At 68.4% G+C, this 25,381-nt stretch carries 30 protein-coding genes and 1 tRNA gene; 18 read left to right on the plus strand and 13 right to left on the minus strand.

Annotation, left to right across the window (positions count from 1 at the left end):
* Positions 1 to 5: 5 nt before the first annotated feature.
* Complete coding sequence (locus B4394_RS14100; RefSeq protein ID WP_078315367.1) at positions 6 to 992, minus strand: NAD(P)H-quinone oxidoreductase; 987 nt, start codon at positions 990 to 992, stop codon at positions 6 to 8.
* A gap of 240 nt (positions 993 to 1,232) precedes the next feature.
* On the opposite strand from B4394_RS14100, the gene B4394_RS14105 reads away from it, so the two are divergent.
* The 4 genes from B4394_RS14105 to B4394_RS25215 all read left to right on the plus strand — a co-directional run bounded on the left by B4394_RS14105 (position 1,233) and on the right by B4394_RS25215 (position 3,369).
* The gene (locus B4394_RS14105) at positions 1,233 to 1,601 is read left to right on the plus strand and encodes a MarR family winged helix-turn-helix transcriptional regulator (protein ID WP_502688526.1); all 369 of its coding nucleotides are present in this window, start codon (positions 1,233 to 1,235) and stop codon (positions 1,599 to 1,601) included.
* A gap of 31 nt (positions 1,602 to 1,632) precedes the next feature.
* Positions 1,633 to 1,719, plus strand: a tRNA-Ser gene (locus B4394_RS14110).
* A gap of 154 nt (positions 1,720 to 1,873) precedes the next feature.
* Complete coding sequence (locus B4394_RS14115) at positions 1,874 to 3,112, plus strand: site-specific integrase (protein ID WP_078315368.1); 1,239 nt, start codon at positions 1,874 to 1,876, stop codon at positions 3,110 to 3,112.
* Positions 3,109 to 3,369, plus strand: a complete 261-nt coding sequence (locus B4394_RS25215; RefSeq protein WP_139360193.1) for a hypothetical protein — start codon at positions 3,109 to 3,111, stop codon at positions 3,367 to 3,369. The genes B4394_RS14115 and B4394_RS25215 overlap by 4 nt, the downstream gene beginning before the upstream one ends.
* On the opposite strand, the gene B4394_RS14125 is transcribed toward B4394_RS25215, so the two are convergent.
* The 10 genes from B4394_RS14125 to B4394_RS14170 all read right to left on the minus strand — a co-directional run bounded on the left by B4394_RS14125 (position 3,341) and on the right by B4394_RS14170 (position 11,829).
* Complete coding sequence (locus B4394_RS14125) at positions 3,341 to 4,054, minus strand: hypothetical protein (RefSeq protein WP_078315370.1); 714 nt, start codon at positions 4,052 to 4,054, stop codon at positions 3,341 to 3,343. The two genes, B4394_RS25215 and B4394_RS14125, sit on opposite strands and share 29 nt — an antisense overlap.
* Positions 4,055 to 4,118: 64 nt before the next feature.
* Positions 4,119 to 4,748, minus strand: a complete 630-nt coding sequence (locus tag B4394_RS25400) for a hypothetical protein (RefSeq protein WP_078315371.1) — start codon at positions 4,746 to 4,748, stop codon at positions 4,119 to 4,121.
* Positions 4,749 to 4,841: 93 nt separating this feature from the next.
* Positions 4,842 to 5,990 (minus strand): hypothetical protein, encoded by a 1,149-nt coding sequence (locus B4394_RS14135; protein WP_078315372.1) that lies wholly within the window; start codon positions 5,988 to 5,990, stop codon positions 4,842 to 4,844.
* A 316-nt stretch (positions 5,991 to 6,306) separates the two neighbouring features.
* A complete protein-coding gene (locus B4394_RS14140) occupies positions 6,307 to 6,639 on the minus strand; it encodes a hypothetical protein (protein WP_078315373.1) in 333 nt (110 codons plus the stop codon).
* Entirely contained in the window at positions 6,636 to 6,962 is a 327-nt protein-coding gene (locus B4394_RS14145) for a hypothetical protein (protein ID WP_078315374.1), read from the minus strand. Before B4394_RS14145 ends, B4394_RS14140 begins: the two co-directional genes overlap by 4 nt.
* A gap of 384 nt (positions 6,963 to 7,346) precedes the next feature.
* Entirely contained in the window at positions 7,347 to 7,736 is a 390-nt protein-coding gene (locus tag B4394_RS14150; protein ID WP_078315375.1) for a hypothetical protein, read from the minus strand.
* Positions 7,733 to 8,047 (minus strand): helix-turn-helix domain-containing protein, encoded by a 315-nt coding sequence (locus tag B4394_RS14155; RefSeq protein ID WP_078315376.1) that lies wholly within the window; start codon positions 8,045 to 8,047, stop codon positions 7,733 to 7,735. The genes B4394_RS14150 and B4394_RS14155 overlap by 4 nt, the downstream gene beginning before the upstream one ends.
* Positions 8,044 to 8,832, minus strand: coding sequence for a hypothetical protein (locus tag B4394_RS14160; protein WP_078315377.1), 789 nt, complete (start codon positions 8,830 to 8,832; stop codon positions 8,044 to 8,046). Before B4394_RS14160 ends, B4394_RS14155 begins: the two co-directional genes overlap by 4 nt.
* Before the next feature lie 29 nt (positions 8,833 to 8,861).
* On the minus strand, positions 8,862 to 10,991 hold the full coding sequence (locus B4394_RS14165; RefSeq protein ID WP_139360194.1) for an FtsK/SpoIIIE domain-containing protein: 2,130 nt from the start codon (positions 10,989 to 10,991) through the stop codon (positions 8,862 to 8,864).
* A complete protein-coding gene (locus B4394_RS14170; protein WP_078315379.1) occupies positions 10,882 to 11,829 on the minus strand; it encodes a hypothetical protein in 948 nt (315 codons plus the stop codon). Before B4394_RS14170 ends, B4394_RS14165 begins: the two co-directional genes overlap by 110 nt.
* A gap of 279 nt (positions 11,830 to 12,108) precedes the next feature.
* On the opposite strand from B4394_RS14170, the gene B4394_RS14175 reads away from it, so the two are divergent.
* The 5 genes from B4394_RS14175 (at position 12,109) to B4394_RS25405 (ending at position 14,387) form a co-directional block, all read left to right on the plus strand.
* The gene (locus tag B4394_RS14175) at positions 12,109 to 12,288 is read left to right on the plus strand and encodes a helix-turn-helix domain-containing protein (protein ID WP_078315380.1); all 180 of its coding nucleotides are present in this window, start codon (positions 12,109 to 12,111) and stop codon (positions 12,286 to 12,288) included.
* Positions 12,288 to 12,968 carry a hypothetical protein gene (locus B4394_RS14180; protein ID WP_078315381.1) on the plus strand — a complete coding sequence of 227 codons (681 nt, stop codon included), beginning with the start codon at positions 12,288 to 12,290 and terminating at the stop codon, positions 12,966 to 12,968. The genes B4394_RS14175 and B4394_RS14180 overlap by 1 nt, the downstream gene beginning before the upstream one ends.
* A gap of 100 nt (positions 12,969 to 13,068) precedes the next feature.
* A complete protein-coding gene (locus B4394_RS14185; RefSeq protein WP_139360195.1) occupies positions 13,069 to 13,647 on the plus strand; it encodes a hypothetical protein in 579 nt (192 codons plus the stop codon).
* A gap of 92 nt (positions 13,648 to 13,739) precedes the next feature.
* Positions 13,740 to 14,120: a hypothetical protein gene (locus B4394_RS14190; RefSeq protein ID WP_078315383.1), complete on the plus strand. Its 381-nt coding sequence runs from the start codon at positions 13,740 to 13,742 to the stop codon at positions 14,118 to 14,120.
* 93 nt (positions 14,121 to 14,213) lie between these two features.
* Entirely contained in the window at positions 14,214 to 14,387 is a 174-nt protein-coding gene (locus B4394_RS25405; protein WP_176138313.1) for a hypothetical protein, read from the plus strand.
* Between the two features lie 75 nt (positions 14,388 to 14,462).
* On the opposite strand, the gene B4394_RS25745 is transcribed toward B4394_RS25405, so the two are convergent.
* Together B4394_RS25745 and B4394_RS14200 are read right to left on the minus strand one after the other, a co-directional pair.
* A complete protein-coding gene (locus tag B4394_RS25745; RefSeq protein WP_286142067.1) occupies positions 14,463 to 14,648 on the minus strand; it encodes a hypothetical protein in 186 nt (61 codons plus the stop codon).
* A gap of 196 nt (positions 14,649 to 14,844) precedes the next feature.
* Complete coding sequence (locus B4394_RS14200; protein WP_078315384.1) at positions 14,845 to 15,474, minus strand: uracil-DNA glycosylase; 630 nt, start codon at positions 15,472 to 15,474, stop codon at positions 14,845 to 14,847.
* 98 nt (positions 15,475 to 15,572) lie between these two features.
* Here B4394_RS14200 and B4394_RS14205 point away from each other — a divergent pair, with 98 nt between their 5' ends.
* From B4394_RS14205 to B4394_RS14245, 9 genes are all read left to right on the plus strand, one after another.
* The gene (locus B4394_RS14205; RefSeq protein WP_078315520.1) at positions 15,573 to 16,250 is read left to right on the plus strand and encodes a DUF8548 family protein; all 678 of its coding nucleotides are present in this window, start codon (positions 15,573 to 15,575) and stop codon (positions 16,248 to 16,250) included.
* A gap of 372 nt (positions 16,251 to 16,622) precedes the next feature.
* Positions 16,623 to 16,937 carry a hypothetical protein gene (locus B4394_RS14210; RefSeq protein ID WP_078315385.1) on the plus strand — a complete coding sequence of 105 codons (315 nt, stop codon included), beginning with the start codon at positions 16,623 to 16,625 and terminating at the stop codon, positions 16,935 to 16,937.
* Complete coding sequence (locus B4394_RS14215) at positions 16,934 to 17,428, plus strand: hypothetical protein (protein ID WP_078315386.1); 495 nt, start codon at positions 16,934 to 16,936, stop codon at positions 17,426 to 17,428. Before B4394_RS14210 ends, B4394_RS14215 begins: the two co-directional genes overlap by 4 nt.
* Before the next feature lie 151 nt (positions 17,429 to 17,579).
* Positions 17,580 to 18,260: a DUF8548 family protein gene (locus B4394_RS14220; RefSeq protein WP_078315387.1), complete on the plus strand. Its 681-nt coding sequence runs from the start codon at positions 17,580 to 17,582 to the stop codon at positions 18,258 to 18,260.
* Positions 18,261 to 18,415: 155 nt separating this feature from the next.
* Positions 18,416 to 20,503 (plus strand): site-specific DNA-methyltransferase, encoded by a 2,088-nt coding sequence (locus B4394_RS14225; protein ID WP_078315388.1) that lies wholly within the window; start codon positions 18,416 to 18,418, stop codon positions 20,501 to 20,503.
* Positions 20,500 to 23,040 (plus strand): DEAD/DEAH box helicase, encoded by a 2,541-nt coding sequence (locus B4394_RS14230; RefSeq protein WP_078315389.1) that lies wholly within the window; start codon positions 20,500 to 20,502, stop codon positions 23,038 to 23,040. The genes B4394_RS14225 and B4394_RS14230 overlap by 4 nt, the downstream gene beginning before the upstream one ends.
* A gap of 35 nt (positions 23,041 to 23,075) precedes the next feature.
* Positions 23,076 to 23,498 carry a GNAT family N-acetyltransferase gene (locus B4394_RS14235; protein ID WP_286142068.1) on the plus strand — a complete coding sequence of 141 codons (423 nt, stop codon included), beginning with the start codon at positions 23,076 to 23,078 and terminating at the stop codon, positions 23,496 to 23,498.
* Between the two features lie 249 nt (positions 23,499 to 23,747).
* On the plus strand, positions 23,748 to 24,035 hold the full coding sequence (locus B4394_RS14240) for a type VII secretion target (protein WP_078315391.1): 288 nt from the start codon (positions 23,748 to 23,750) through the stop codon (positions 24,033 to 24,035).
* Entirely contained in the window at positions 24,035 to 25,381 is a 1,347-nt protein-coding gene (locus B4394_RS14245; RefSeq protein WP_078315392.1) for a hypothetical protein, read from the plus strand. Before B4394_RS14240 ends, B4394_RS14245 begins: the two co-directional genes overlap by 1 nt.

Genomic DNA, 25,381 nt, shown 5'->3' on the forward strand with positions numbered 1-25,381 from the left:
ACGGCTCAGAGTGTGAGCAGCACCTTCCCCACGACCTCCCCGCGCTCGAGAAGGCGATGCGCCTCGGCGGCCTGACTTATCGGGATCTCGGCACCCACGATCGGCCGGACTTTCCCCGCCTCGACGAGTGGCCACAGGTTCTGTGTGACGGACTCGACGATGGCGACCTTGCCGGACGGCCCGTCCAGCGGGCGTCCGCGCAGGGTGGTGGCGGTGACAGAGCCGCGTTTGGTGATCAGCTTGGCGATGTTCAACTCGGCCACCGCTCCGCCTTGCATACCGATGATGATGAGGTGCCCGTCGTTGCCGAGAGCATCGACGTTCCGGTCCAGGTACTTCGCTCCCATGATGTCGAGAATGAGGTCGACGCCGGCGCCGTCGGTGAAGTTGTGAACTGCCTGTACGAAATCCGTGTCCCGGTAGTTGATGGTCAGGTCAGCACCTAGATCGCCGCAGGCGTCGAGTTTGTCAGGTGTGCCGGCAGTCACGGCAACCCGCACACCGAGTGCCTTAGCCACTTGAATGGCGTGGGTGCCTATACCGCTGGAGCCGCCATGAATTAGAAGGGATTGTCCGGCAGTCATTCTCGCCGTCATTACCAGGTTCGACCACACGGTGCACGCGACTTCGGGCAATGCGGCCGCGACGTCAAGATCCACATTCGACGGAATGGGCAGTAACTGACCGACGGGTACGACCACTTTCTCGGCGTACCCACCGCCGGACAGTAGTGCACAGACATGTTGTCCCACAGTCCATTCTGTGACATTCGCGCCAACCTGGCTAATGGTTCCGGAGCATTCGAGGCCGAGTATGTGGCTCGCGCCGGGCGGCATCGGGTACAGGCCCTGTCGCTGCAGCAGATCGGCCCGGTTAACTGCGGCCGCGGTCACATCGATCAGTATTTCGCCTGGTCCTGGAGTTGGGTCGGCAACTTCGGTCCAGCACAGCGCTTCTGGCCCGCCTGGCTGGTCAACGGTGATAGCGTGCATAGCATCCAGACTATGCCGAGCTATGGGTGGTCACCGGGTTATTAGACGCTGCGTATGGAGGCGCGGTCGGGGCCGTAGCTTGGTCGGCGGAAGGGGGGATTGTGTATGAGTACACGTTCGGAGAGTGAAGTCCCAGGACTTGACCTCGCCGAATTTCGTTCGTGGCAAAACTTTTGGGTCGCAACTAATCGGTTGTACTTCTTGTTGAACCGGAAAATGGTTGCATCGCACGGTATTTCGTTGACCGACTTCCAGGTGCTGCAACAGTTGTTGCGATCAGCTAACGGCAGTTGCCGGATGGGGGATATCGCTACCAGCCTGCTGGCCTCGCGTAGCCGGATCACGCATCAAGTGCGCCGTCTGGAGGACCAGGGTCTGGTAAAGCGCGGGTCGATGCCGCAGGACCGCAGGGCGGTGCTGGCGGCGCTCACCGAGCAGGGCCGCACCCTCGGCGAGGCGGCGATGTCCACCTACGCCGAATGTGTGCGTGAGCACTATCTGACTCGGCTGACCCGGGCGCAGCAGGCCGCCATCGCGGAGAGCTTCCGGCGGGTGGGTGAGGGCGCCGAGGACGCACTTAGGGACGCCGACGGTCGCGGCGGCGAGTGATCCCTAGAGTGGAGCCGCTAGGCTTGCCGACGGTGGCGTGGCAGAGCGGCCTAATGCACTCGCCTTGAAAGCGAGAGTCGGCTAACACCGACCGGGGGTTCAAATCCCTCCGCCACCGCAGGTCAGGAGGGGTTTCGGCGTCAATCCAGGCGCCGGGCACTTCTGAAAATTGACACTTTTTGACACAACCGCCGGGGAATTCCTCCGGCGAGGAGTCGGCGTGTCGTCCCGCGAACCGGGCTTTTACCGGATCACGCGATGGGATTGAACACATGGCACGGCTCCCCAGCTACATCACTCGCGCGCAGGGCAAGCGCGGCATCACCTACGAGGCGCGCATCAACTACCTCGCCCCCGACGGCCGCCGGCTCCAACCGAAGCGCAGGTTCAAGACGCTGGACGCTGCGAAGGAGTGGTACGACAAGACCTCCGCCGAACTCGCCGCCGGAACCCACACCGCGCCTTCAGATGTCACTGTGCATGAGGCGATCGAGGCGTGGCTATCCGCGAAGTCCGCGCGGGTGAAGCCCACCACCGGCGACGCATACACCGCGGCGCTGCAACCGGTGGTCGACAAGTACGGCGACGTGCTCGCGCAGAAGATCACGAAGCACGACGTCGAGGTTCTCGTCACCGAATTGCGCACCGGGACAACCGACCGCGGCGTGTGGAAGCGCACGAGCATCAACCCGATGTTGGCGCGATGGAAGACCGTGTGGGGCGACCTCCACGCGCAGGGAGTGCTGGCGCGGAACGTCGTCGCCCTGGTCGAGCCACTCCGCAAGTCGAGCCACGAACCAGCGATGAAGACCGACGACAGCTTGTCCGAGGCCGAGGTGGAGCTGCTCGTCAAGGCGCACGCCGACGGTACCGATTCGTACGCCCGGAGGCGGGAACCGTTCGTGCACCTGGCGCTGTTGGGTCTCCGCCGCGCGGAGCTGGCCGGACTGCGCTGGAGCGCAATAGATCTCGAAGCCGAGGTGCCCACCATCTCCGTGCGAGCTACACGGGTGGCCACCGCCGCGGGCACCATCACGCAGGACGACGCGAAGACGATCTCGTCCCGGCGTACGTTGCCGATCCCGCCGCACCTCCTTCCGATCCTGCGCCGCGCCCGTCTGGAGCAGGTGCACGCGAAGGTGCGGCTCGGGGAGCGGTGGGAAGGTGGCGAGGACTGGCACCTGCTGTGCCACGACCTCGGCGCTGCGCTCAGCCCACGCACGTTGAACGCATGGTGGACAAGGAGTTTGCGTGACGCCGGGCTGCCGCACCGTCGCCTGCACGCCAGCAGACACACGGCCGCAAGCCTGCTCTCGCTGCGGGGCGCGCCGGTGCCGATGATCGCCGCGTGGCTGGGACACGCGGACGGCGGCGTGCTGGCGATGCGCACCTACGTCCACACGCCCGGGGCGGCGCTCGGGGAGACCGCAGCGCTGCTGAGCCAGGGGAGCGGGGCGGGTCGCGCCGCACCACCTGCAGCTCAAGAGGTTCCGGCATCGTCCGCTCCATGAGCAGCTACGACGACATCGTCGAGCACGCCGCGTTCCACGCCGGCCGCGACGCCGCCGCGATCACGGTGGCGCAGTACCCGCCTACCTTCGCGACGGTCACCTCCGCCGGCGGCCCCGCGACGTCGCCGCGCGGCGGGGAGATCCAGAGCGACACCCCCGCGGCGATCGCGATCAGCGCGGCTGCGGCCCACGTGATCGGGTTGCGCGTCCAGGCGTACAGGGCGGCGATCATCGCGCACCTCCCTCGGTCGTCGTGACGCCCGAACCGCGGGCAGTGCAGCCGTACTCCTTGTACGTCCGGTCCAGTGCGTCACCCGCGACCGTCGGGCCGCCGCTGCGGTTCAGGACCCAGCGGACCTCGCCCGGCAGCATCACCGCCGTGTGGCAGGCGGGCTCGGGACCGGAGGGCAGTCCGTAGATGTACGGAACCTTGGCGGCCATCGCAGCCCGCGCCGCCGGCTGATCCAGCGGCTGGTTCGGGGCCGTCGCGTTCGGCGACTGGTTCGGCAACGTCGTGCCGGAGTCGCACCCGTACTGCAGCGTCTCCCTCGACATCGCGTGGCCGGCGCTGCTGATCGACGAACTGTTCAGGATCCAGACCTTGGGGTCGCCCGGCACCAGCAGCGCGCTGTGGCACGTCTCGTTGCCGCCGTCAGGGAGCCCGACCAGCACGGGGCGTCCGCTGGTGAGCGCAGCGGTAGCGGCGGCCGCGTCGATCTGCTCGGCGCCGAACCGCTTGGCCGCCCAGACTGCGGTTTCAGCGGTGGTGGGCCGCCACACCCCGGCACCACCGGGACACGGCGGCGCACCGGGCGGCTGCGTGCACGCAGCCAGGCTGGGCGACGGGCCGGCGTCGTGGAGGACGGGCGGAGTGCCGCAGGCCGTCACGGTGATCGCGGCGATGGTGATCACGGACAGGATGGGGATCGGGATCTTCTTCATGGTGCTTCCTCTCTTTGGTGGAGCACTCCCTGGTTGTCGGTTGGAAGGGGCGGAGTCTGTGGGGTCAGTCGGCCAGGACGTACCGGGAGTCGACCCGATGCGCGCTGGACGGCCGTGCGGTCTGGGTCTCGATCGCCCTGCGGATGCGATGGACGGCGGACTTCGAGGCACCGAGCTCGTCTGCGAGACGGCGGTCGGACAGATCGGAGCGGCTCACCTTCTCCACGAGCTCGACGGTCCAGGCGCTGTTGGTGTGGGCGGCGATCACGGCCTCGGCGATGGCACGGTGGTTGCTGCGGTGCTCCTCGCGCTCCCTGTCCCGCAGCCGTCCCAACTCCACCCGCAAGCCGGGGATCGTCTCCCCGTGGCCGGCTCCGGCCACGGCGGTGAGCATGTCCAGCTGCTCGTCGGTCGTGTCCGCGTTCACGAGGTGATCGATCTGCCCGACCACGCTGCGGGCGACCTCCTCCTGCGCGTCACGCAGCGCCATGGCGCCGGCCCGCAACTGCGAACGGAGCGCGGCCAGCAGCTCGTACACGTCGAGTCCGGCGTACACCTCGCCGGCGAGGGCGCCGCACATCTGGGACAGGTTCTCGTCGTGCGTCCAGGCACTGAGAGTGACCTCGGCGTCGGGCACGAAAGGTGCCGGGTCCTCGTACCAGCGCTCGTCGATCTCGGTGGTGATGTCAGCCATGGTCGGGTTCCTCCCCGTAGTTGAAGCCTCGTTCGGTCCGGCGGACCCCGCGTCGCGCGTCACGGTGTACGCGCGTCACGGCCGCTCGCCGGATCAGCTGGTCTGGTCGACCAGCTCCGCCGCCAGTTCCTTCGCCGCCTTCGTGATGCGGGACACGGCACCGGTGCTGATGCCCGCTGCCTCCGCGAGCTCCCGCACAGGAGTGCCCTGTGCCGCGCCGCGGAGCACGATCACCGCAGCTTCGACCGACGCCTGAGTGCGTCCCGCGTCGACAAGGTGCGCGGCGATACGCACGAACTCGTCGTCCTGTTCCGAGGTCTCAACCGGAGTCGTACCGCGGGACACAGGCTTCTGTTCCACCACGCTGGAAGCCTCCGTATCGCGGGACAGGTCGCCCTGTTCCACGGCCTCTACCGGCTGCGTGTCGCGGGGCACCGCGGGCTGTTCCGCGACCTCGACACGGTGCGACACAGGGATCGGCTCGGTCGGAACGTCGCCCGTGTCGTGCGGAACATCGCTGGTCACAGCTTGTTCCGTGGGCTCTGTACCGCGCTGCGTCGCGACGGTCGCGGGAGCCGGCACAGCGCGGGACACGGCCTCCTGTGCCGCGATACGCACCGACAGAACAGCGGCCTGTTCCGCGTCACGAGCCACCGCAGGGGTGGCCTCCGTATCGCGGGACACGGCGGCCTGTTCCGCGGCAGCCGCGGGCGGCGGGACTGCGGGGGCCGTGGCGTTCCACCACCCGAACCGCCGCGCCAGCCAACCGCGGTACGGCTGCACCCCGGCTGCCTGGTCGTGCTCGTTGGCGATGCCGATCACGACATGGATGCCGGTGCTCACCAGGATCGCGAGGTCGAGCGTGACGGGGAAGACGCCGGACACGAACCAGTTGTGCTGCCGCGCGGCGAGGATCTGCAGGTTCTCGAAGCTGAGGATGAACGCCCCGAGTCCGATGGTCGAGACCCCACCCACGCCCGCCCAGTACACGTGGCGGGTGACGCCAGATGCCTCGATCGCGGCCTGGACGAACTTCGCGAGGAGGTGGCCCATGCTGGCTAGCACTGCCGGCGCGAGCCCCGCAAGCACGAGGTCCTCGAGCGCACCCCCGCGGCGGGCGGCGATGACGACGTTGAAGGCCATGGACGCGACGGTGAACAGCACCATCAGTGCCAAGGCCCAGCGGCGGGCGGCTGCGCGGTGCCGGAGCGCCTCGGGGGTCGGCGTGGTGGTCGTGGTCATCGGGCGTTCCTCCTCGGAACAGGTGGTGCAGGTTTAGGTGCTCTGAGCTGCGGAAACAGTCGGTCCGGACACCCTGTCCGAACTGATACGGCCACGGTGCGACGGTCCAGCCACCCTGTCCGGACTGGAACCCGTAGGGCTGCTTGTAGAGCGGTTTGTAGCGTTCGCGGCCCGTACACCGGTGGCCGATACCGCGCATCGGGGGCTGTTTCCGCAGGTCGCGACGTTTTCAAGCACCCCCACCACGAGCCCGGCGGAGGGTGCGACCGGGGTCGGGCCGATGGCGCTGTAGCGGCCCCCGCATACGTGGTGCGGGTCACGACGCGGACTCCCGCTCGATCCGTGCGTCCTCCAGGCGGCGGGCCACCGTCTGCCGGTTGAGGCCCATCACCTGGCCGAGGCCGCGCTCGGAGGCACCGCACTCCGCGAGCAGGAGCATGACCTCGTTCTCGCGGCGGCGGATCAAGAACTGGCGACGGCGCCACCGTTCGAGCGCAGCAGCAGCGCGGGCCGGGTCATCGGACTCCAGCTCGGCCAGCCCCTCCGAGCTGACCGTGATCTGCGACCGGAGACTCCGCGCCGCGGCACGGAGCTGCCCCGCGGCACGGGCGGCCGCGGCGGTGTCGGTAGTGGTGAAGGTGACTGTCACGGCTGCGCCTCGGCCTCGGCTGCGGCGATCATCCGGTCCACCGTCGCGCGGTTCAGGCTGAGCTCGTTGCCGAGCCCGCGGGTCGACGCGCCGGCGCGGGAGAGCTGGCGCAGCACCTCCGCCTTGGCCCGGTCGATGCGGGCCTGCGAGCGCTGCAGCCGGACGAGGGCGTCGAGCACCTGCTGCGGGTTGGCCGCCGCGTCGAGAATGGCGAGCGGTTCTGCGGCCTGGGCGATCACCGCGGCGAGGCGGCGGCCGGCACCGGGCAGTTCGGCGGCGGCCTGGTTGGAGATGGTGGGGTCGGTGACGACGAAGCGGGCCATCGGGTTCTCGTTTCGATCGGAGTCGGTTGGGCTGTGTGGTGCTGCACGTGCAGTACGGGATCAGCACCTACGCACACGCTACCGGCCCGAAAGTGCTTGAGCCACACCGGTTTAATTCTCTAGAACAGAGAACGCACAGGTCAGAGTGGGTTTCGGGTGCGATCCCCGTAGGAAATTGATAGGAAAGTGGCGCGTCTCTATCACACTGCGGGACTGGAGGTTTCGCAGATACAAATCGAAACCCCCAGCGCGACAGTCGCATAACGCTCACGCGAGCACACCGAGACACGCAACGGGTTCTGATGGGAGACGTGCGCACGTTTCGTTGCGGAATCCCGCACCTGTCTCGTAGCGTTCGCGCACGCGTGTGCGTAGGGCCGCATTTCAGCTCGCGGCGTGCCAGCCCCACGCCGAATACGGTGCCGGGAACAGCTTCGCGCCCACCCATACGGCGGGGGTGCCGGCCAGCCGCCGGGTCAGGGTCCGGGGCGGGATGCCGGTCGCGCGCGCCACTTCTCGGGCGGGCACGCCCTCCAGTACAGCGAGACCGAACAGGTGATCCAGGCGCCGTTCCAGAACGCATCGGTGAGCGCGCAGCTCGGCGAACGCCCCGAGTACGGCCTCCGCCGTGACGGTCGCTGGGTCAGCCTCGGCGAGGGCTTGAAGCGCCGCGACCGCGTCCCGGAACTCCTTCAGCTCCGCGGTGGCCACCTGGCGCATCAGCCCCCGCGCCACCTCCCTGTTCTGTGCCGTGGCGGTGCGGCGGCGCGTCACGCCGACTCCTCGGCGAGCCACCGCGCCACGGTGGCCGGCGCGTACCCGCACCGACGCGCGACGGTGGCCGCGGGCAGACCGGCAGCGATGAGAGCGAGAACGAGCGCCCGCTCCTGCTGATCGACGGTGGCGACCTCGCGCTCCGGGTCGGACACCATTCCGAGCTCGCGCAAGGCGTCGCCGACGGCGTAGGTGGTCTTCGTACCGTTCAGGTACTCGGTGCTGGCGAGGTCTCCGACAGGAGCGAGGGCGCGGCTGTATACGGTGAGCACGTCGCGCACCGCGTCCTGCACCTCGCTCTGCTCGGTCATCCGACCGCGGCCTTCACAGCGTCGTCGATGGCCCGCTGGACCACGGCCTCGTCCAACACCCGCGGCGCGTACCGCCCGACAGCGGCCCGCTCCACGCGCCAGCCACCGTCGCCGTCGGTCACGAGGTCGCAGCCGCGGGCGTTGGCGAGCGGGTGCGCAAGGAGGCGCCGCTGCAGCGTCGCCGCGTTGATCCCGAGCAGTTCCGAGAGCGCGGTGCGCTTAACCCCGCCGAGCACCAGCGCGGCGAGCACCGCGTCGACCGCACCCTGCAGGTCCCGGCGCGCCCTGCGGAGGTGCATGGCCGCCTCGACAGTGGTGTCGGTGACCGCGGCCTCGGGAACCGTGCCCTGGCTCACCGCGGAGAGCGGTCGCAATGCGTCGGCGTACACACCGCCGAGGTCGCCCGCCGCGGTGATCAGCGTCTCGCGGGCGGCGCGCTGCGACATGCAGTCGCGAAGCTTGAACGCTCCGGGCTGCACCTCCGGCACCGCCACCTCGGCCGGTGCCGGAGAGGCGAGCCGATCAGTCAGGGCGCGGGTGCGCATCGCGAGGAGGCGGGCCAGGGTCGCGGCTGGGACACCCGCGGCGAGCAGCTCTCGGTACAGGTCGGTGACGGCGGCGTCGAGCTGGGGCTGCGCCGCGGTGAGGTGCACCACCGCGTGGAGTCCGTCCTCGATGGAGGGCGGAGCGTCCGTGGTGTGGGCGGCGATCGCGGCGAGTGGGCCGAGGGCGTCGAGGTGCACAGCGCGGACGGTGCCGGCGGCGGTGACGAGGTTGTTGGTCATGGTGTTCTCCGTTCGAGAAGATGTTCGGGTCAGAACTCGGCGTGTGCGGAGTTCAGGGGCGGGCTGCCCGGGTCGTAGTCGGGACTGCCCTCGTCGAAGCGGGAGCGTCCGAGGATCGGCACCCCTGGCTCGGACTCCAGAGCGATCGCGGGGATGGAGTCAACGGGCTCGAGGTCGCCGTCGTCGGCGCAGGTGCGCTGCAACCAGGCGCCTTCGTCGTCGGGGAACTCCCAGCCGAACCGGGGTCGGCGACCCGCGGCCGCGAGCGCAGTGTCCATCGCGGCGGAGGCGGCGGAGTCGTTGTAGAACGCCTTGAACGGGGTGACGCGGCCCTCCTGGTCCACCGTCACTCCGAGGCCCATCGCGTTCGGGCCGATGTGCGCGGTCGCGGCCTTCACCTTCGGTCGCTCGCCCTCGGTGAAGAGTTTCACCAGGTGCCCGCCACTGCCTTCCTCGGGCCGGCCGACCATGATCCGCACCCGCATCACGCTGAGGAGCTTCTGGTCGATGCCGGACTCCTTGGCGACGTCCTGGGTACTGAGGATGACGTGCACGCCGAGGCTGCGACCCTGGCGCAGGACGTGCCGCAACTTGATCATCGCGGCCTGGATCCCGGCCTTATCGCTGGCTGCGGCGCCGTCGCTCAGCCCCACGGCCGCGAACGCCCCGAACTCGTCGATCACCAGCACCGTCGGTTCGAAAACGTCGGGCAGGCGGCGGCCGACCAACTGTTTGTAGACCAGTTTCCGGCGCTCCATCAGGTCGTAGGCGTAGGTGATCGCCCTGTGGATCGATGCGGTCTCGATCGAGAGGTTCTGCCCGACGCCCGCGGCGTAGACGGTGCGCATGTCGGCGCCCTTGGCGTCAGCGAGGATCAGCGTCCCGCCCCGGGAGAGCTGGACCTGCAAGGCGCGCAGCTGCAGCCGTAGGAGCGTTGACTTGCCGGCGCCCGAGGTGCCGGCGATGAGCACGTGCGGACGCTCGCGGAGGTTCACCATCACCGGCTTGCCCTCCCGGTCCACACCGACCGGGAGCAGCAGCCCTGACTTCGCGGCGAGCAGCACTTCGGCCCGCGACCGTGGGCGCCACAGCTGCTGGGGCGAGAGCGGAGTGCGGTCCGGGAACGTGCTCGGCGGGCGGTGGTTCAGCGCGATCAGCAGGTTCACGCCGTCGACTGCGACGGTGAGATCCTTGCACCGGAACGTGTTGCGCAGCTTGCCCTGGCACGAAGCCGCGAGCGCGGTTGCGTCCTGGCCGGAGAGCAGGCGTAGGCGGATCTCCGGGCCCCGATCCCCGACGGTGAGCGAGACGACCTCGGGCACCGCGCGTCGCGGCTTGTCCACGCCGAGCCCCGCCGTGTACAGAATCTTCCGCCGAGCCTTAGGGACGTCCGCGTAGAACGACGCAGCGGCGTGGCCGGCGGCGTTCCACTCGGTCGCGTCTTCGGCACCGACGCTCCTGCGGAAGACCGCGATGAGCTTCCCGCCGTGCGCACCGACGCGGCCGGAGTCGCGGCCGCCGTAGTGGCCCATGCCCGCCGCGATGGCTTCCTGCTGGAACTGCTCGATCGCCTTCGTCGGGTCCATGCCGGGGCGGATCTCCGCCTCGATCCCCACGCCGAACCCACTTCCGTCCCGACGCTCTCGGACGGTGGCCACTGCGTCTCGCACGTTGCACCCGAACAGACGCCGCCGCCATCCCTCCTCGGCGAGGCGCTGGTTCCAGAGGCGGGCGACCAGCTCCGGCGAGGTCTCGGTGTCCTCCTCGAGGCGGACCTCCTGCGGGCCAGGGCACTGCGCGCCGGCCTGCACCTGATCCCACAGCCCGGCGAGCTCATCGACCACCGCGGCGATCTGGCGCTGCTGCTCGGCCTTGGCCTCGGCCGCGATTGGTCTGGGCGCTGACTCGGCGCTGGTCTCGGTCTCGGTGTCGACGACGTGCAGCTTCGGCTGCTCCGTCTTCTCCGACCGCGGCCGCTTCGGCACAGTGGCCTTCCGCGGCGCGGGAGGTGAGGCATTGTCGCCGAACAGCTCGTCGAATCCGGTCATGTCACCACCGCCAGTCGTCGTCGCTGTCGACCGGCGCCTCCGCAGCGGGTGCCGGGGCCTTCGCCTTGTCCATCGACAGCACCGTGATGAACCAGTCCCGAGCTGCGTCACGCTCGAACGGCGAGACGGTCTCCACCCGTGCAGTGCGGCGCAGGTGCACCCGCACCCGCTCCAGCTGCGCGTCCCCGACGGTGTAGTCGCGGGGGTCGACGGCGACACTGACGTCGCCGTTCTCGATGGGCCCGTTCACGCCGCGCTCGGTGGCGAACCCGTTCACGTTGACGACGGAGGCCGCGGGAGTGAACGCTCCGGTTTCGGGGTCGGTCTCTCCCAGGCCCGCGAGCTGGCAGGCTTCGGCCCACGCCGAGTGGACGCGGCTGGTGTCGCCGTCGCGGCCGACGAGGTTCCCGAACGCGGTGCCGGGCTTCCACGGAACCGCCCACTGGAACGTCGCGTACCTCTTCAGGTCCGCCGGCGTCTCGACGGACCGCGGCGGCATCGTGAACTCGGTCGTGGGCGGGCGGAGCCCCATGCCGAGAGGGTCGTACTCGGCGGGGTCGGGTTGCGGACTGGCCGCGCGGGCGTCGGCGACCTTCTCGCCGTACGCAGCCTCGGCGATCTGACGGCCGCGGGCGACGGTGGCGGACTCCCGCTGCGCCTTCTCCTTCGCGTTCGCCTTGGCGATGCTGCTCCACACGGCGATCACGATGACCGCGACGCCGAGACCGATCAGCAGCGGCATGTGCTGGTCGATCCAGGCGGTGATGCCGTCGACGCCGCGGGCCGGCCGCGGCGGGAACATTCCCGCGCAGTAGCCGGGCTCGGGTGCGGGCGTCCGTGCCATGCACTTCGCATAGTCGGGGTTCTCGGCAGTCGCGTTGCAGCCTGCGGTGAGGGCGACGGCCGCCAGCCCGAAGGCGACGCTTGCGAGTTTGCTGTGACGCTTCATGCTTCCCACCAATACCCGACTCTGCGCACGTCTGCAAATAGAATCTGGCATTTGTCTTCGGCGTGTCGAGCCAGCTATTCAACGAAACAGAGAATGAAACGTTGCTGCACGTCAGTCGCGAATTCTCGGAAACAGAGAATAGGCACCCCTGTGGCGACGGACGAGTGCTTGAGTCGGCCGCAGGTCGGGTGTACGTTGCATGGCAGAGCCTGGCAATTAGCTGCTCAAAGAACTTTGCTACACAGACCGTAGTGAAGATTCGAGAAGGGAAGAGGAGACGTGGACGAAATCCCCAACGAGATCGACGAGGCGTTCATGACCATGGCCCAAGTGGCCGCCTTGTGGAACTGCTCCGTGGACACGGTGCGGCGCCGCGTGAAGAGCGGCGCTTTGCCTTCGATCCAGGCCGGCCGCGGTGTCCGCATCGCCCGCGAGGATGCGTTGAAGGGGGCACAGTGATGACTGCCGATGACGACTGGGACGACGACTGGAGCGACAGCCCCGCGCCCGCAGCCGGCCCTGACTGGGACCCGCTCGGTCTCGGCCTCGCACGACCTGAGCCGCATGACACGGCGCAGCAGTTCGGCACCCCGCCCCTCAGCGTTGCGGTCACGCCGAACCGGCTCCCCGAGCGTGTCCCGTCGGACCCCCGCATGCGCGGGTGGCGGGTCTACAACCGGAAGACGGCGATCGCGCCGGAGCGGTACCGCGGGGTGAATACTCGCGCGAACGGCGATGTGCTCGTGTGGGAGCATCCGCTGACCGGGGAGCTGCGCCGCTGCAAGGCCGTGCACCTCGACGTGTGGGACGACCCGTGGCGTGAGGACAGCGAACGGATCGCCACTGAGATCAAGAGCCGAATCTGCATGTGCGATCGCGCGCTCGACCCGGACACGTGGGAGCTGGCCTCCTGCTCGTGCGGCCGCGACCGGGGCAGCTGGACCTACTCGGACGACTTCTGGACCGAGAACATCAAGCCGGTCGATGTGCCGAAGCGGCAGCGGAAGCTCCCTGCGCAGTACCCGATCCACACCCGTTGGGGATGGTTCCGTGACCGGTGGTGGCGGGTGACGCATCGACGACCTGAACCGGTGCCCTCCGTCGCCCCCGACTTCGACGATGACGAGGAGTGGATCTGATGACCGAGAACGGCGAGTACAAGGGCCCCGCCCAGCACCCGCGCATCAGCTGGTGGCGCAGGCTCCTGCAGGCGTGGCGGGCACGGCGGGAGGCCCGGCGATGAGTACCGCCGCGATGATCCGTGCCGTTCAGGACCTCGCGCTCTCCGAGGACGCCAACACCGCGGTGGTCGCCGTTTACCGCGGCCTGGTGGCGACGCTCGACCACCTGCTCGGCGGTGCTGCGGACCTCGACGGCTTCCCCGACGACGCCGTGCTGCAGGCCGGCCGTCGCGAGCTCAGCGCGGAGACGGTGGCCCACATGGTCGAGTGGCTGCTCCAGAACGCGGAGTGGATCGAGAACTCGAGCGACGTGCTCGACCAGCTCGACGAGGTGGCCGCGGACCCGTTCCCCGTCGTTCCGCCCGGCGCCGAGGCGTACCGCAGCGCGGCGGAGCAGCTGGTGCACGATGCCGGCCACAGCTGCGCCGCGGTGAGCTGGGCCGGCGTGGAGGCTGCCTTCGAGTTCACGCGCCTGTACACCGACCAGGGCCCCGATCTGCACGCGCTCATCGCGCGTGATCCGGTGGCCACCGCCGCCCTCCGGAACCTGTCCGATGACGAGCTGCACGGGGTGCGCGCGTGGGTGCGCGAGAACTGGATCGAGATCGACGCCATGGCTACAGAGGCGGCCGCCTGATCCGACGAGCGGCGGTGCGGCATCTCCACGACGGAGGTGCGGCGCCGGGTCCGCCGGACCACAACCAGAAACGAGTCCCGAGGGGGAACACCATGGAGCAGGTTCCAATCACGAGCCAGACCATCGACGCCGCGCGGTGCGCGATCGCCGCGCAGGAGTGGGCGGAGGCCCACCCCCGATGGGGACGGCCGGAGGTCGAGCGACACTCCGGCACCGTGACGTGGGCGTGGGCGCACACCCGCTACGGAGAGCAGATGGACCCGGGCCAGGGATCTGCGGTCGCGGTGATGATCCAGCACGCGAGGGAGGCTGCCATGACACCGGGCGTGCGGATCACCAGCAGCTCGGAGGTGCTCGTGGCCGTGGCAGCGCTCGGTGACCAGTTCGATGAGCTGGTTACCGATCTCGAAGCAGAGTGGCCGGCTATCCAGGCTCGCGCCTGGTGGATGGAGGCGCACCGGTACGACGACTGATCCGACGAGCGGCGGTGCGGTGCAGACGCGAGAGCTGCATCGGGCCGGGTCCGCCGGACCAGATGCGTAACCCCTACCCAAGGAGAACCGAAGATGCCCGAAGAGAATCTCACCGAGTTCATGCTCTCCCGAATCAACCGCGGGATGACCGCGGAGGAAGCGGCAGATCTCGAACGGCGGAGCAGCCCGGAGTACGCGGCGTGGGTCGAGGAGCACCGCGCCGAGATCGACGCCGCGAGGGCGAAGATCAACGTCGAGGACTTGTGACGCGGTAACTGACCGACCCGCTCCGTGCCCCTGCCCAACCGGGCGGGGGCACGGTGCTGTGTGGACACCGGTGTTTCAACCCAGTTCGAGGTGCTCACGGACAACCGCGAGGTCCCGTAGGCGGTCACGTGCGACCCGCCGCGATCGCAGAGTAAAGGCGGACCTCTCGATCACGACGAGCCGCAGCCCATGCGCGGGGATCAGGGCGCGCTTGCGCTCGTCGTACAGGCGGCGCTGCTCGCCGCGGCCTACCCCGGACACCGTCTGACGCCGGTCGAAGAACGGAGACGGCTGCGAGTGCTGCTCCTCCTGGAACTCGACGACGAGACCCAGGTCGGGCCAGTACCCGTCAACGGGGAGCGTCGACCCGCGCGGCCGGTTCGGTGCTCGTCGGAGTCCGCACGACTGGCCATGGGGCGATTCTCACAGAGGATGTGCGGCCAAGGCTTCGCCGACCTCAGGGAGCCCGCAGCAGTCCGGCTACCGTCCCAATCGCCTTCTCGAAGACCGCGCGGCCGTCGCCCGTGTTGAGTCCGCGCATCGAGCAGTGTGGGATGTTGCCGGGGACCACGTAGATGTCCGACCGGCTGATCGCAACGCGATTCCACCCGTCCCGCGCCGCGGCTCCGAGCAGCAGAACGATCTCCAGGTTCGGCAGCAGCTCGACCACCGCCCGCGTCCACGGAACGCCGCGCAGTCTCTCCGCGGGAGTCGACCCGCCGTTCTTCACCCCGGCTACCGGGAACGGCACCACGTTCCAGTGCACGACGTGCTGCCAGTCGACGTGGTGTCGGGCGTAGGCCTCTCGGCAGTTGCGGGCGGTCCGGTCGTTGTTGTCCAGGCTCAGCAGCCCGGAGCCGGTGCCTGCCTCGGCCTTCGTCGACGGGTTGTCGAGCAGCACCAGCATTCGCGCCTTGACACCGCCCAGGTCTGGGTCGGTGTACGGGACGTGTCCGTGCGGCAGCCCCTCGGCGTCGGCGACCTTGTCGGCGAGGTCGTTCAGCGGCCGCACGTGCGGATCCCGGATTCGCTGCAGCTTGTCGGCGACCACCTCGGGATCAGCGTTGCGCCCGTTGACGATTGCCATCGCGTGATCGTCTCACCCGTAGCGGATCCGGCTGCGATGAATCGGGAACGTTTCTGGTTCCTGCCTCGGTGTCGGTGCCCTGTGCGACGCTGTCGCCCATGCCACCCACCGACGCCCAGCTGCACGCTCTCGTCGACCGCTGCGAACAGTTCCGCGGCGCTGAGGCCCCTGGCGGCTACCGCGACGGGCTGGCCCTCTGCGTAGTCGACTCCGTGCAGTCCACCGGCGTCACCTACTCCAGCGTGGGGAAAGTGCTCGACCGTTACCGGACGTACCGCCGCGAGCAGGGCGGGGAACCGGCCACCGACGGCACCGCGGAGCTGCTGGCCACCTTCGACGAGCTGGACGGGCCGGACACGTGGGCCCGCCGGATCGGCACCCGCAACCGCACCTCCACCCGCGGCGGGATCCTCAAGGCCGAGGCGATCCGGGACGCAGCCCGCGTGCTCGGCGCCGAGGGGCTCGAAACCACCGCTGCGCTTCGCGCCGCTGCCGCGGATGAGGTGCGGCTGGAGCAGGTGCAGAAGACGTGGTCCGCGGTGAAGGGGCAGCGCTCCGGGATCACGTGGCGCTACGTGTTGATGCTCGCCGGAGTTCCGGGGGTGAAGCCTGATCGGATGATCTGCCGCTTCGTGGCCGATGCGTTGGAGGTACCGCGTCGCAGCGTCGGCTCGGAGTTCGCCGCCGAGATCGTGACCGCCGCGGCGCCGGAGCTCGACATGACTGCGACGGCCCTCGATCACGCGATCTGGCGGTTCCAGCGCGGGCGGCGATAGGGCTGCCGTCAGACTCACCGGATCGGAGCGGTGCCCGGCACGGCTCGTCGGGACCGAACCCGGGGCCGGATCGACCAGCCCCGGGATCAGCCGCTTCGCTACCGGCGCCGTTCTGCCCGCTGGTCCAGTTCCTGCCGACAGCGCGGGCAGTCACCGCACCGCCTCGACGGGTCAGCGCCCGGCGGGATGTATTGGGCGTGGTAGCCGGGATGGTTGCAGTATCCGCAGATCGCCATGATGTGGCTCTCCTGATTCTTCGTGGTGTGAGTGACACGGATGTGCCCTCATCTCTTCATGGCCGCTCCGGCAGCGTTCGACAGTGCCGCGGCTCGCACCAAGGTGCGTGCACCCCTCCGAAGTAGCGTTTCCTGCATGACAAACAGCAGCAGTGATGTGACGGCAGCCGAGCGGTTCTACGCAGCGTCGGGGCCGATGGCCACGTCGGTGATGGAGTGCGACTCGCACTACTACGCCGAGTGCCTGATGTCCGGACGGGGAGCCGTCACGGTGTGGCTGTCCTCCGGCGAGGTGGAGCACATCGCCGGCACCCGCTACCTCGACATGGAGCGGCTTCGCGGTGAAGAGATCGAGGGCGTTCTCGAAGTGATCTATCTCGGGGAGGTGCTGCGGTCGTATCCGGCCGGCACGTGGACCCGGTGGGAGCACGTGGACGGCTCTGGAGCATGACCGCGGCCGAAGTGAGGCAGCGCCGTGCTGCGGCCGCACGGCAGTACCAGCCCGACAAGGTCCGGCTGCTGCTGGTCGCGCAAGCGCCGCCCGATGCCGCTGGCCGCTACTTCTACTTCACCGACGTCCCGACGCAGGACACGCTCTTCCGGTCGGTCGCGCGGGCGATCCTGCCGGGCACCGAGCCCACCCGGGACAACAAGGCGTCCTTGCTGGCACAGCTGCGGGAGCAAGGCGTGTTCCTGGTCGACCTCAAGCCCGATCCCGCCGACGGGTCTGATCTGGTGCCCTACGTGCCTGCGCTGCTGGATCGGATCGCCGAGCTGGAACCCGACCGCATCATCCTCATCAAGGTCGACGTGTACGACGCGGCCTACCCCGCGTTGGCGGCCGCGGGCCTGTCCGTAAGCAAGGTGCGAATCCCCTTCCCGTCGTCGGGGCGACAGAAGGAGTTTGCGGCGGCGTTCGGTCGGGCACTCGCGGGCGAGTGACGGGTTGCCCGCCGAGCTAAATCCCGGGGACGAGTCGCACCCCGACGAGTAGCATCCCGATCGATGCGAGCAACCTCGGCCGGCGGTCCTCAGAGACCGCGGTAGCCCTCCCGCAGCGGATCTGCGGATACCCTCCGGAGACACTGACACGATGCCCGACTTCACCGCTGCGCAGCTGCAAGCCCTGATCACCAGGTGCGAGCAATTCCGTGGCTCCCAGGCCCCGCCCGGCTACCCGGACGCCTTGGCTTTGTGCGTGGTCGACTCCATCCAGTCCACCGGAGTCCGATACCCCAGCGTCGTCGGGATCATCGACGCCTACCGCCGCCACCGCCGTGCGCAGGGCGGTGACCCGGACTCCGATGGTGTGCCCGAGCTCCTGTCGACCTTCGAGGAACTGGGCGGTCCTGCGGGCTGGGCGAAGGCGATTGGCAACAGGCACAGGACCTCCACACACGCGTGGGCGCCACTCAAAGCCACGGCGGTTCGCGATGCCGCCCGGGTGCTCGCCGCCGAGAATGTGACCACGACCGCGGCCCTGTGCGAAGCCGCTGGCGACAAGCCCCGCTTCGCTGAGGTTGAGATCGCCTGGCGCGGCGTCGTCGGGCAGCGGTCCGGAATTACCTGGCGCTACTTGGGGATGCTCGCCGGACTCCCAGGTGTGAAGCCCGACCGCATGATCTGCCGGTTCGTCGCGGACTCGCTGGACCTGCCCCACGGCGTCACCTCGGTGTTCGCCGCGGCTATCGTGACGGCCGCAGCGGACCAGATGTGCATATCTCCGACCGACCTCGACCACGGAATCTGGCAATGGCAGCGGCGCCGTCGGTAGTGCTGCCGTTGCGGTAGGCGCGGCGGGCCGGGAGTGTCGGCGCCTCCGATTAGGCTGGACTACTGCGAGGTCACGGACGTCGGTCCACAGAACCATCTCCGCAGGTACTTAGAAGTTCTTCGCATCCACCGTCTGCACGCATTCGGAAGGACCACATGGCCGACGAGACCAACATCTTGGACCAGCTGATCAGTCGGGTCCAGGACGAGTCCCTGCGCAGCCACCTCTCCCGCGAGGTGGACCTTCTGCGCGGCTCCCGCCACTTCGGTCTCGTCTTCGACCGGCACTTGCCGGAGTCCGTGCGCCTGGTCGACTACCCGATCCGGAAGGGTGTCCGCGTCGCACTGCGTGATGAGTCGAGCACCGGGACCTGGACCGTCGTGGGGTTCGCCGACCAGGATCGCAAAGTCGCAGTCCTCAGCGGTGACGGTGGTGAGCGGCCGGTGGGCGACCTCGCAGTCGTCCGGGAGTTCGGGGAGCCGATCTACCCGGGATTGCGCTCGGTGGAGCGGATCCAGAACGGTCCCGAGGACGCGCCGTGGCACGTGGTGATCAACGGCGAGAACTACCACGCCCTGCAGGCGCTGCGGTCCACCCACCGCGAGAAGATCGACCTGATCTACATCGATCCGCCCTACAACACCGGCAACGACGGCTGGATCTACAACGACAGGTACGTGGACCAGGCCGACCGGGCGAAGTCGTCGAAGTGGTTGTCGTTCCTGGAGCGGCGACTGCTGATCGCGCGGGATCTGCTCAAGCCGAGCGGCGTCATCTGCATCAGTATCGGGACGCAGGAAGTGCATCGCCTCATGTGCTTGTGCGAGCAGTTGTTCCGTTCTCGGTCGGTTCAGTGCATCACGGTACAAACCAGTGGCGGCAAGCCTTCCAACGGCCTCGATTACATGCACGAGTACCTCATCGCCATCACCCCTGAGACGTTCGAGCCGTGCGCTACGACCTTCACCGGAGGAGTTGCCCGAAGCCCGTGGGAGCGCATGACCCTGACGACCTTCACGCCGGTGACGCGACCCAACCAGGCCTACCCGATCTTCGTGGACACCGAGAGTGGTGCGCTGCAGGGAGTCGGCAAGAGCCTCGGGCAGATGATCAGGTCCGGCGAGTACACCGGGGACAAAGCCGACTTCGTGTTCGAGACCGATGACACTCCGGACGGCTGCACGGCCGTGTGGCCAGTAACAAGCCAGGGTAAGGAATGCGTGTGGCGGCTGATTCCAGAATCACTCCGCGAGGACTGGGATGCCGGCCTCATCCGGATCACCCCCGAGAAGCCGCGGGACGGTAAGCCCAGCTTCCGGATCCAGTACATCGCAGGGGGAAACCAGAAGAAGTACCGAGAGGGGGTCCTTGTTCCAAGCGGGAAGGAAGAGGGTGTGCCCACTCTCATCTTCGGTGAGGGCACGACCGCTGGGACCTCAGTCCCTACCATCTGGCGCGAGGCCGGCCACCGAACTAACCGAGGGAACAAGGCGTTGTCCGACATTCTCGGCGAGGTGCGGTTTCCTTACCCGAAGCCCGTCGACCTGCTTACTGACATCCTCCTCGGCTTCGGGCAGGGGAACCCGGAGGCCGTGGTGCTCGACTTCTTCGGCGGGTCAGGCACCACCGCTGACGCGGTGATGCGCCTTAACGCCGAGGACGGCGGGTCCCGACAGGCCATCGTCGTGACGAACAACGAGATCGGTGCCAACGAGGCCAAGCGGCTACGGAAGGCAGGACTGCATCCGGGCGACCCGAAGTGGGAGGAGCGCGGCATATTCGAGTACGTGTGCCAACCGCGGATCTCGACCGTGGTAACCGGCACACGCCCCGACGGCTCCGAATACTCCGACGGCCTGTCGGCCAACGTCGAGATGTTCGATCTGGTGTACCTCGACCCTTCCGCGGTCCGCCGAGGAATCGAGCTCCCCAGGTTGGCGCCACTGTTCTGGCTCCAGGGCGGAGCCCAGGGGGATCGGATCGAAGCCGACCCCGGGGAAGGCTGGGCGCTCACCGGCACCTACGGGGTGCTGTTCGACATCGATACCCTCGTCGCGTTCGCGGATGCCGTCACAGCCACCGCGACCACCGGCGAGCCTCCCCAGGTCCTGTTCATCATCACCGACTCCCTCGCCGAGTATCAGCAGGCCGTTGAGCGGCTACCGGTCGGGATCGATACGGTCCAGCTCTTCGAGGACTACCTGCTGAACTACACCGACAACTTCTCGGGAGGTGCCCGATGAAGTTCACGTTGGAGCCGTACCAGAGCGAATCCGTTGAGGTCCTGCTTTCTCACCTGGCGAAGGCGCGCGCAGGATTCCTGGAGGATGGAGAGCATACGGCTGTCGGACTCACCGCCCCCACCGCTGCGGGGAAGACTGTGATCGCGACCGCGGTGCTCGAAGGGCTCTACCTGGGCACCCCGACCCGGGCACCTAGACCGGAAACCACCGTGCTGTGGATCACCGACGACCGCGCCCTCAACGCACAGACGATCAGCAAGATCACCACGGCCTCTGGCGGCCGGATTGACGTCAACCGGATCCGGCTCCTCGGCGAGGAGGACAGTCGGACCCTCCAACCCGGGCTGATCTACTTCGTGCACATCCAGGCACTGCAGAAGAACTCCACGCTGCACGCTGTCCGCGCCGATGGCACCCGCAACGACAAGCGGACCCACGGCGTATGGGACATGATCGCCAACACGGTGCGTGAGCGCGGCGAGGACTTCGTGGTCATCTGGGACGAGGCTCACCGCGGGTCCGGCACGAGCAATAACGAGCGCAAGACGATCGCCGGCACCATCGTCGGCGGCGGACTGACCAACATCGGCACGGTCCAGCCTCCAGCACCGGTGGTTCTGGGAATCTCTGCCACCCCGGATCGGTTCGACGCCGCGATGAAAGCGGCGAACCGCACTCGGAGGTTGCACGCAGTCAGGGCCGGCGACGTACGCGAGTCTGGTCTCCTTAAGGACCGCATACTGCTCCGCAGCGTCGGTGAGTCGCAGTCCGCCAACAACACCATGCTCGCCCTCGCCGTCCAGGACTTGAAGACTTCTGACCAGGTGTGGCGAGCCCATCACGAGACCACGGGCGACCGGCTGGTGGAACCGCTACTGGTGGTCCAGGTCGAGCCCAAGGTGACCGAGGCACGGCTGGTGGAGATCCTCGCGGTGATCTCATCGGCCTGGCCGGAGCTCACCGACTATGCCATCGCACATGCCTTCGGTGACCCGCACGGCCCGCTCAAGGTCGGCGACAGGACTGTGCGGTATCTGGCGCCGGAGGCGATCGCGGGTGACGACCGGGCGCGGGTCGTGGTGTTCAAATCGGCGCTGACCACCGGCTGGGACTGCCCCCGCGCCGAGGTGATGATCAGCTTCCAGAACAAGGACGACTACACCGAGATCGCCCAGTTGATAGGCCGCCTCGTACGCACTCCGCTCGCCAAGCGCGTCGAGGGTGATGACCGCCTGAACGAAGTGGCCGCGTATCTGCCGGGCTTCCGAGCCGAGCACGTCGCCCGGGTTGTCAACGCGCTGACCGAGGACGAGACCGTCGAGGTGGACATCGTGGTCGCCCCCGTCGTGTGCGAGCGCTCATCGAAGGTGCCGGCGGAGGTGTTCGGCCTGCTCGACACCCTGCCGTCTTACACCCGGCAGAGGACCACGTTCCCGTCGCGTACCGCGCAACTCATGCGTCTCGCCTCGGCGCTTACCGAGCACAAGTTCGTGGAACAAGGGTCAGCTAAGGCCAGGGCGTGGATCGTCGACCAGATGCGGGCGGCGGATGGCCAGCGGAGCGGCGAGATCGACGCGAAGGCCAAGGACATCCTGTCGCTGACGATCAACACGACAGTGGTCGAGTACGGCGAGATGATCATGCTCAGCGAGGGGAAGAGCGACACCCCCACCAACGAGCGCGATCTCGACGGGTACTTCCGCCGCGCCCGCCGCGTCCTACCGGACGGCTCGGCCAACTGGTATTTCAACAACCTGTGCGAAGCGGGGATGGATGAGGTCGACGCCATGGCGCGGCTGACCGCGATGGCTGAGCTCGGCTTCAAGGATACCGTCGAGACGCAGGCTGCGGCGCTGATGAGTACGTGGCGCGACCAGCATCAATCCGAGGTATCACGGCGCCCCCGCCACATACGGGATCAGATCGAACCGCTGTGGCACACCGGCTCCACGCCGATGCTGCCCACCACGGTCGAGGCCCGTGACGTCTACGCGGCGGCGACCGAGAAGGTGCGAGGCGGGACCACCGAGCAGATCACCGCTTACCCGTCGCATCTGTACGTGATCCCCGACGGCAAGCCGAAGGCTGGCGAGTTCCCGGTCGACACCTCGCGTTCGTCGTGGGAAGCCGCGGTGCTCGAGTCGGAGCTCAAGGCGAAGACGCTCGTCGGCTGGTACCGGAACCCCTCCTCGGGGAAGCACGCACTCGCGGTGCCCTACAAGTTCGGCGACAAGTACCAGCTGATGCACCCCGACTTCTTGTTCTGGCACGACGAGGGTGACCGCGAGTACGTCATGGACATCGTCGACCCACACCGCCATGACCTCGCGGACACCTCGGCGAAGTGGGCCGCGCTCTCCAAGTACGCGCAGGACCACCCCGACCGAGTTCGGCGGTGCTTGGCTGTGGCCGAGATCGACGGCGCGATGCGGGCACTCGACCTGACCAAGCACGGAATCGACGAGCGCATCGCCGAGGCCACGAACAAGAACTTGATCGAGGCGATCTTCGCCGCGGAGGGCATGGCGTACACGTGACGCTGGCGCTCGTCGACCATCGCGCCGACGGGGCGGTGAAGAGCTCGTGGACCCCGTTTCCGTCGTCGGAGGGCTACGAGTACCCCGACTGGTGGAGCAGCGCTGCGGGGGCGGTCGGCGATCCGTGGTTCATCGAGGTGCGGGAGTCCGGTGTCGAAGTGGCCCGGGTGCAACTCGACGACCCCGGCGGCATCAACCCGCACTACGCGGACGTCCCCGAGCTCGGCGGTGAGCGTCTCGAGATCCAGCACATCGAGGTGGCCACCGCTGTGCGCAAGCAGGGCATCGGCGCCCGGGTGGTGCGGGCGCTCGAGATGCAGCACCAGCACCGTCGGCTGTACGCGTACTCCGCCGAGCGCGCCGACGGGTTCTGGGTGTCTCTCGGCTGGGAACCGTTCTACGATTCGCGCCCCGGACCGCCCGGCCGCACCCTGTTCATCCAGCCGGCGGACTGGTGAGCCACCGCGACGGTTCCTCGGCCGATCTCTCGGCCGTCACCGCCCCGGTCCCCCGCAGGAAGCGGTGCCAGGCCCGTTCCCGGACGAAGTAGGCCTCTACGACGTTGGGCAACTGCGGTCCCGGCAGATCCTCTGCGTACTCGTCCACATCGGTTTAGACGCGCCCCGCGGGTGATCGGTTCCACCGAATCTCCGACTGGCCGGTGCCCAGCATGCCCTTATCCTGAATCCGGGGATCGGGGGTTCACGATGGCGGATGCGATCAAGGTCGACGCCGAGGGGCTGCACACGCACGCCGCCGTGTGCGACACCGCGTCCGCAGCGCTGACCGCCGCCGAGACGCCCGCAGCTGCCGGAGCCGCCCACCAGGCCACGACAGCAGCGGTTCAGAACGGCAACGCGCTGGTGCAGGCCGCTGCGGCCACCCTCGCAGGCCGGGCCACGTCGACCGGCGACAAGTTGCGTGCCGCGGCGGGCGGCTACACCACCACCGACGGCGGCTCCGCGCAGGCGATCGCCACCACCATCGAAGTCTGATGCCCGCGAGCAGCGCAGCCGGAACCCCGACCCGGTCGCAGATCGAGGCATGGGAGACCGCGCACCTCGAGGCCGCGGCCACCCACTGGACCGAGACCGCGCAGGCATGGGAAGGCCACTTCACCACCATCCACACGGGGATGTCCCGGCCCGGCGGGACGGCGTGGGAAGGAGCCGGCGCGGACTCGGCGGCCGACAGCTCCTGGGGCGACGTGGTGAAGGTGCGCGGCGCCGCCGACGCGCTGCACTCCGCGGCGGCTGCCGCACGCAACGGTGCCGACGACATCTCCTGGGCCAAGCGGCAGGCCACCGCCGCGATCACCGAGGCGGAGCAGGCCGGGTTCACCGTCGGGGAAGACCTGTCGGTGAAAGAGAACGCGGCGGGCTCGCTGATGCGAGTCTCTGAGGCCCGGAAACGGCAGATGCAGGAGTTCGCCGACGAGATCGCCTCGCGTGCACAGACTCTCGCCGCGGTCGACAAGGCGGTGGCCGGCCAGATCACCGGGGCGCTGGCGCCGCTGGAAGGGCTGAGCTTCCCTGAGGACGGCAAGCCGGGCCACGAGCCGACGGTGCAGCTGGTGGACCACCGGTTCAAGCTGAACCCGCAGCAGGGCGATGACTCCGACAAGAAGCCCAACCCGAAGGATCCGCACGAGACCGATCCGAACCGCAGCCGCGACGGTACGTACGGCCCGGGGAACAGCGGCGACGGCAAGGCAGCTGAGAAGGCAGCTCTCGACGCGCGCGAGCAGGAAACCGGTATCCCGATCATCCGTCAGCAGGTGCGGGCGACACATCCGGATGTGCGTCACCCCGACGGGACGCCGCAGAACCGCTACTACGACGGCCTTCAGCCGACGGGTAACCCAGACGAGTACATCGGGTTTGAGGCGAAGACGAACACAGAGTCCCTAGATCCGAAGCAGCAGCGGTTCGACGCCGCTGTGTCGCCCGAGAGGCCCGCGAGGGCGATGCTCAACGGGCGCGAGATCAAGATCGTCGGTGCCCAGGTGGTCTACCCGCCAGAAGGGTGGGTGCCCCCGTCACAGCAGCTGGGACCGGGTGCGGGCGCGTCGGCTGGAGAGGCGACTGCCGGACGGGCCCCGGTGGACAGTGGCAGCAGCAGGTTCGGCGGGACGCACGCAGAGGGTGCTGTGCCGGTGGCACCGACGCCCACACCCCCAGCACCGACGCCAACGCCTCACTTCCCGGATTGGGGTACGCATCTCACGCCGCAGCAGCTGATCGACAGCGACGACCCTGCGATGCGGGTTCTCGGTCAGCAGCTTCTCGAGCAGCAGCGGCAGCGGAGCGGCAACGTGTACGACCCCGACAGCATGGCCTGA

It is taken from the genome of Mycobacterium sp. D16Q16 (assembly GCF_002013745.1).
GTDB lineage: Bacteria > Actinomycetota > Actinomycetes > Mycobacteriales > Mycobacteriaceae > Mycobacterium.

What these genes read in the sequence shown, in the direction of transcription:
- B4394_RS14230 (WP_078315389.1), top strand. Translation starts at nt 20,500, where the DNA reads ATGAAGTTCACGTTGGAGCCGTACCAGAGCGAATCCGTTGAGGTCCTG.
- B4394_RS14205 (WP_078315520.1), top strand. Translation starts at nt 15,573, where the DNA reads ATGCCACCCACCGACGCCCAGCTGCACGCTCTCGTCGACCGCTGCGAA.
- B4394_RS14190 (WP_078315383.1), top strand. Translation starts at nt 13,740, where the DNA reads ATGGAGCAGGTTCCAATCACGAGCCAGACCATCGACGCCGCGCGGTGC.
- B4394_RS14215 (WP_078315386.1), top strand. Translation starts at nt 16,934, where the DNA reads ATGACCGCGGCCGAAGTGAGGCAGCGCCGTGCTGCGGCCGCACGGCAG.
- B4394_RS14115 (WP_078315368.1), top strand. Translation starts at nt 1,874, where the DNA reads ATGGCACGGCTCCCCAGCTACATCACTCGCGCGCAGGGCAAGCGCGGC.
- B4394_RS14210 (WP_078315385.1), top strand. Translation starts at nt 16,623, where the DNA reads ATGACAAACAGCAGCAGTGATGTGACGGCAGCCGAGCGGTTCTACGCA.
- B4394_RS14170 (WP_078315379.1), bottom strand. Translation starts at nt 11,829, where the DNA reads ATGAAGCGTCACAGCAAACTCGCAAGCGTCGCCTTCGGGCTGGCGGCC.
- B4394_RS14135 (WP_078315372.1), bottom strand. Translation starts at nt 5,990, where the DNA reads ATGACCACGACCACCACGCCGACCCCCGAGGCGCTCCGGCACCGCGCA.
- B4394_RS14245 (WP_078315392.1), top strand. Translation starts at nt 24,035, where the DNA reads ATGCCCGCGAGCAGCGCAGCCGGAACCCCGACCCGGTCGCAGATCGAG.
- B4394_RS14240 (WP_078315391.1), top strand. Translation starts at nt 23,748, where the DNA reads ATGGCGGATGCGATCAAGGTCGACGCCGAGGGGCTGCACACGCACGCC.
- B4394_RS14180 (WP_078315381.1), top strand. Translation starts at nt 12,288, where the DNA reads ATGACTGCCGATGACGACTGGGACGACGACTGGAGCGACAGCCCCGCG.
- B4394_RS14160 (WP_078315377.1), bottom strand. Translation starts at nt 8,832, where the DNA reads ATGACCAACAACCTCGTCACCGCCGCCGGCACCGTCCGCGCTGTGCAC.
- B4394_RS14125 (WP_078315370.1), bottom strand. Translation starts at nt 4,054, where the DNA reads ATGAAGAAGATCCCGATCCCCATCCTGTCCGTGATCACCATCGCCGCG.
- B4394_RS14145 (WP_078315374.1), bottom strand. Translation starts at nt 6,962, where the DNA reads ATGGCCCGCTTCGTCGTCACCGACCCCACCATCTCCAACCAGGCCGCC.
- B4394_RS14220 (WP_078315387.1), top strand. Translation starts at nt 17,580, where the DNA reads ATGCCCGACTTCACCGCTGCGCAGCTGCAAGCCCTGATCACCAGGTGC.
- B4394_RS25400 (WP_078315371.1), bottom strand. Translation starts at nt 4,748, where the DNA reads ATGGCTGACATCACCACCGAGATCGACGAGCGCTGGTACGAGGACCCG.
- B4394_RS14100 (WP_078315367.1), bottom strand. Translation starts at nt 992, where the DNA reads ATGCACGCTATCACCGTTGACCAGCCAGGCGGGCCAGAAGCGCTGTGC.
- B4394_RS14185 (WP_139360195.1), top strand. Translation starts at nt 13,069, where the DNA reads ATGAGTACCGCCGCGATGATCCGTGCCGTTCAGGACCTCGCGCTCTCC.
- B4394_RS25215 (WP_139360193.1), top strand. Translation starts at nt 3,109, where the DNA reads ATGAGCAGCTACGACGACATCGTCGAGCACGCCGCGTTCCACGCCGGC.
- B4394_RS14225 (WP_078315388.1), top strand. Translation starts at nt 18,416, where the DNA reads ATGGCCGACGAGACCAACATCTTGGACCAGCTGATCAGTCGGGTCCAG.
- B4394_RS14155 (WP_078315376.1), bottom strand. Translation starts at nt 8,047, where the DNA reads ATGACCGAGCAGAGCGAGGTGCAGGACGCGGTGCGCGACGTGCTCACC.
- B4394_RS14200 (WP_078315384.1), bottom strand. Translation starts at nt 15,474, where the DNA reads ATGGCAATCGTCAACGGGCGCAACGCTGATCCCGAGGTGGTCGCCGAC.
- B4394_RS25405 (WP_176138313.1), top strand. Translation starts at nt 14,214, where the DNA reads ATGCCCGAAGAGAATCTCACCGAGTTCATGCTCTCCCGAATCAACCGC.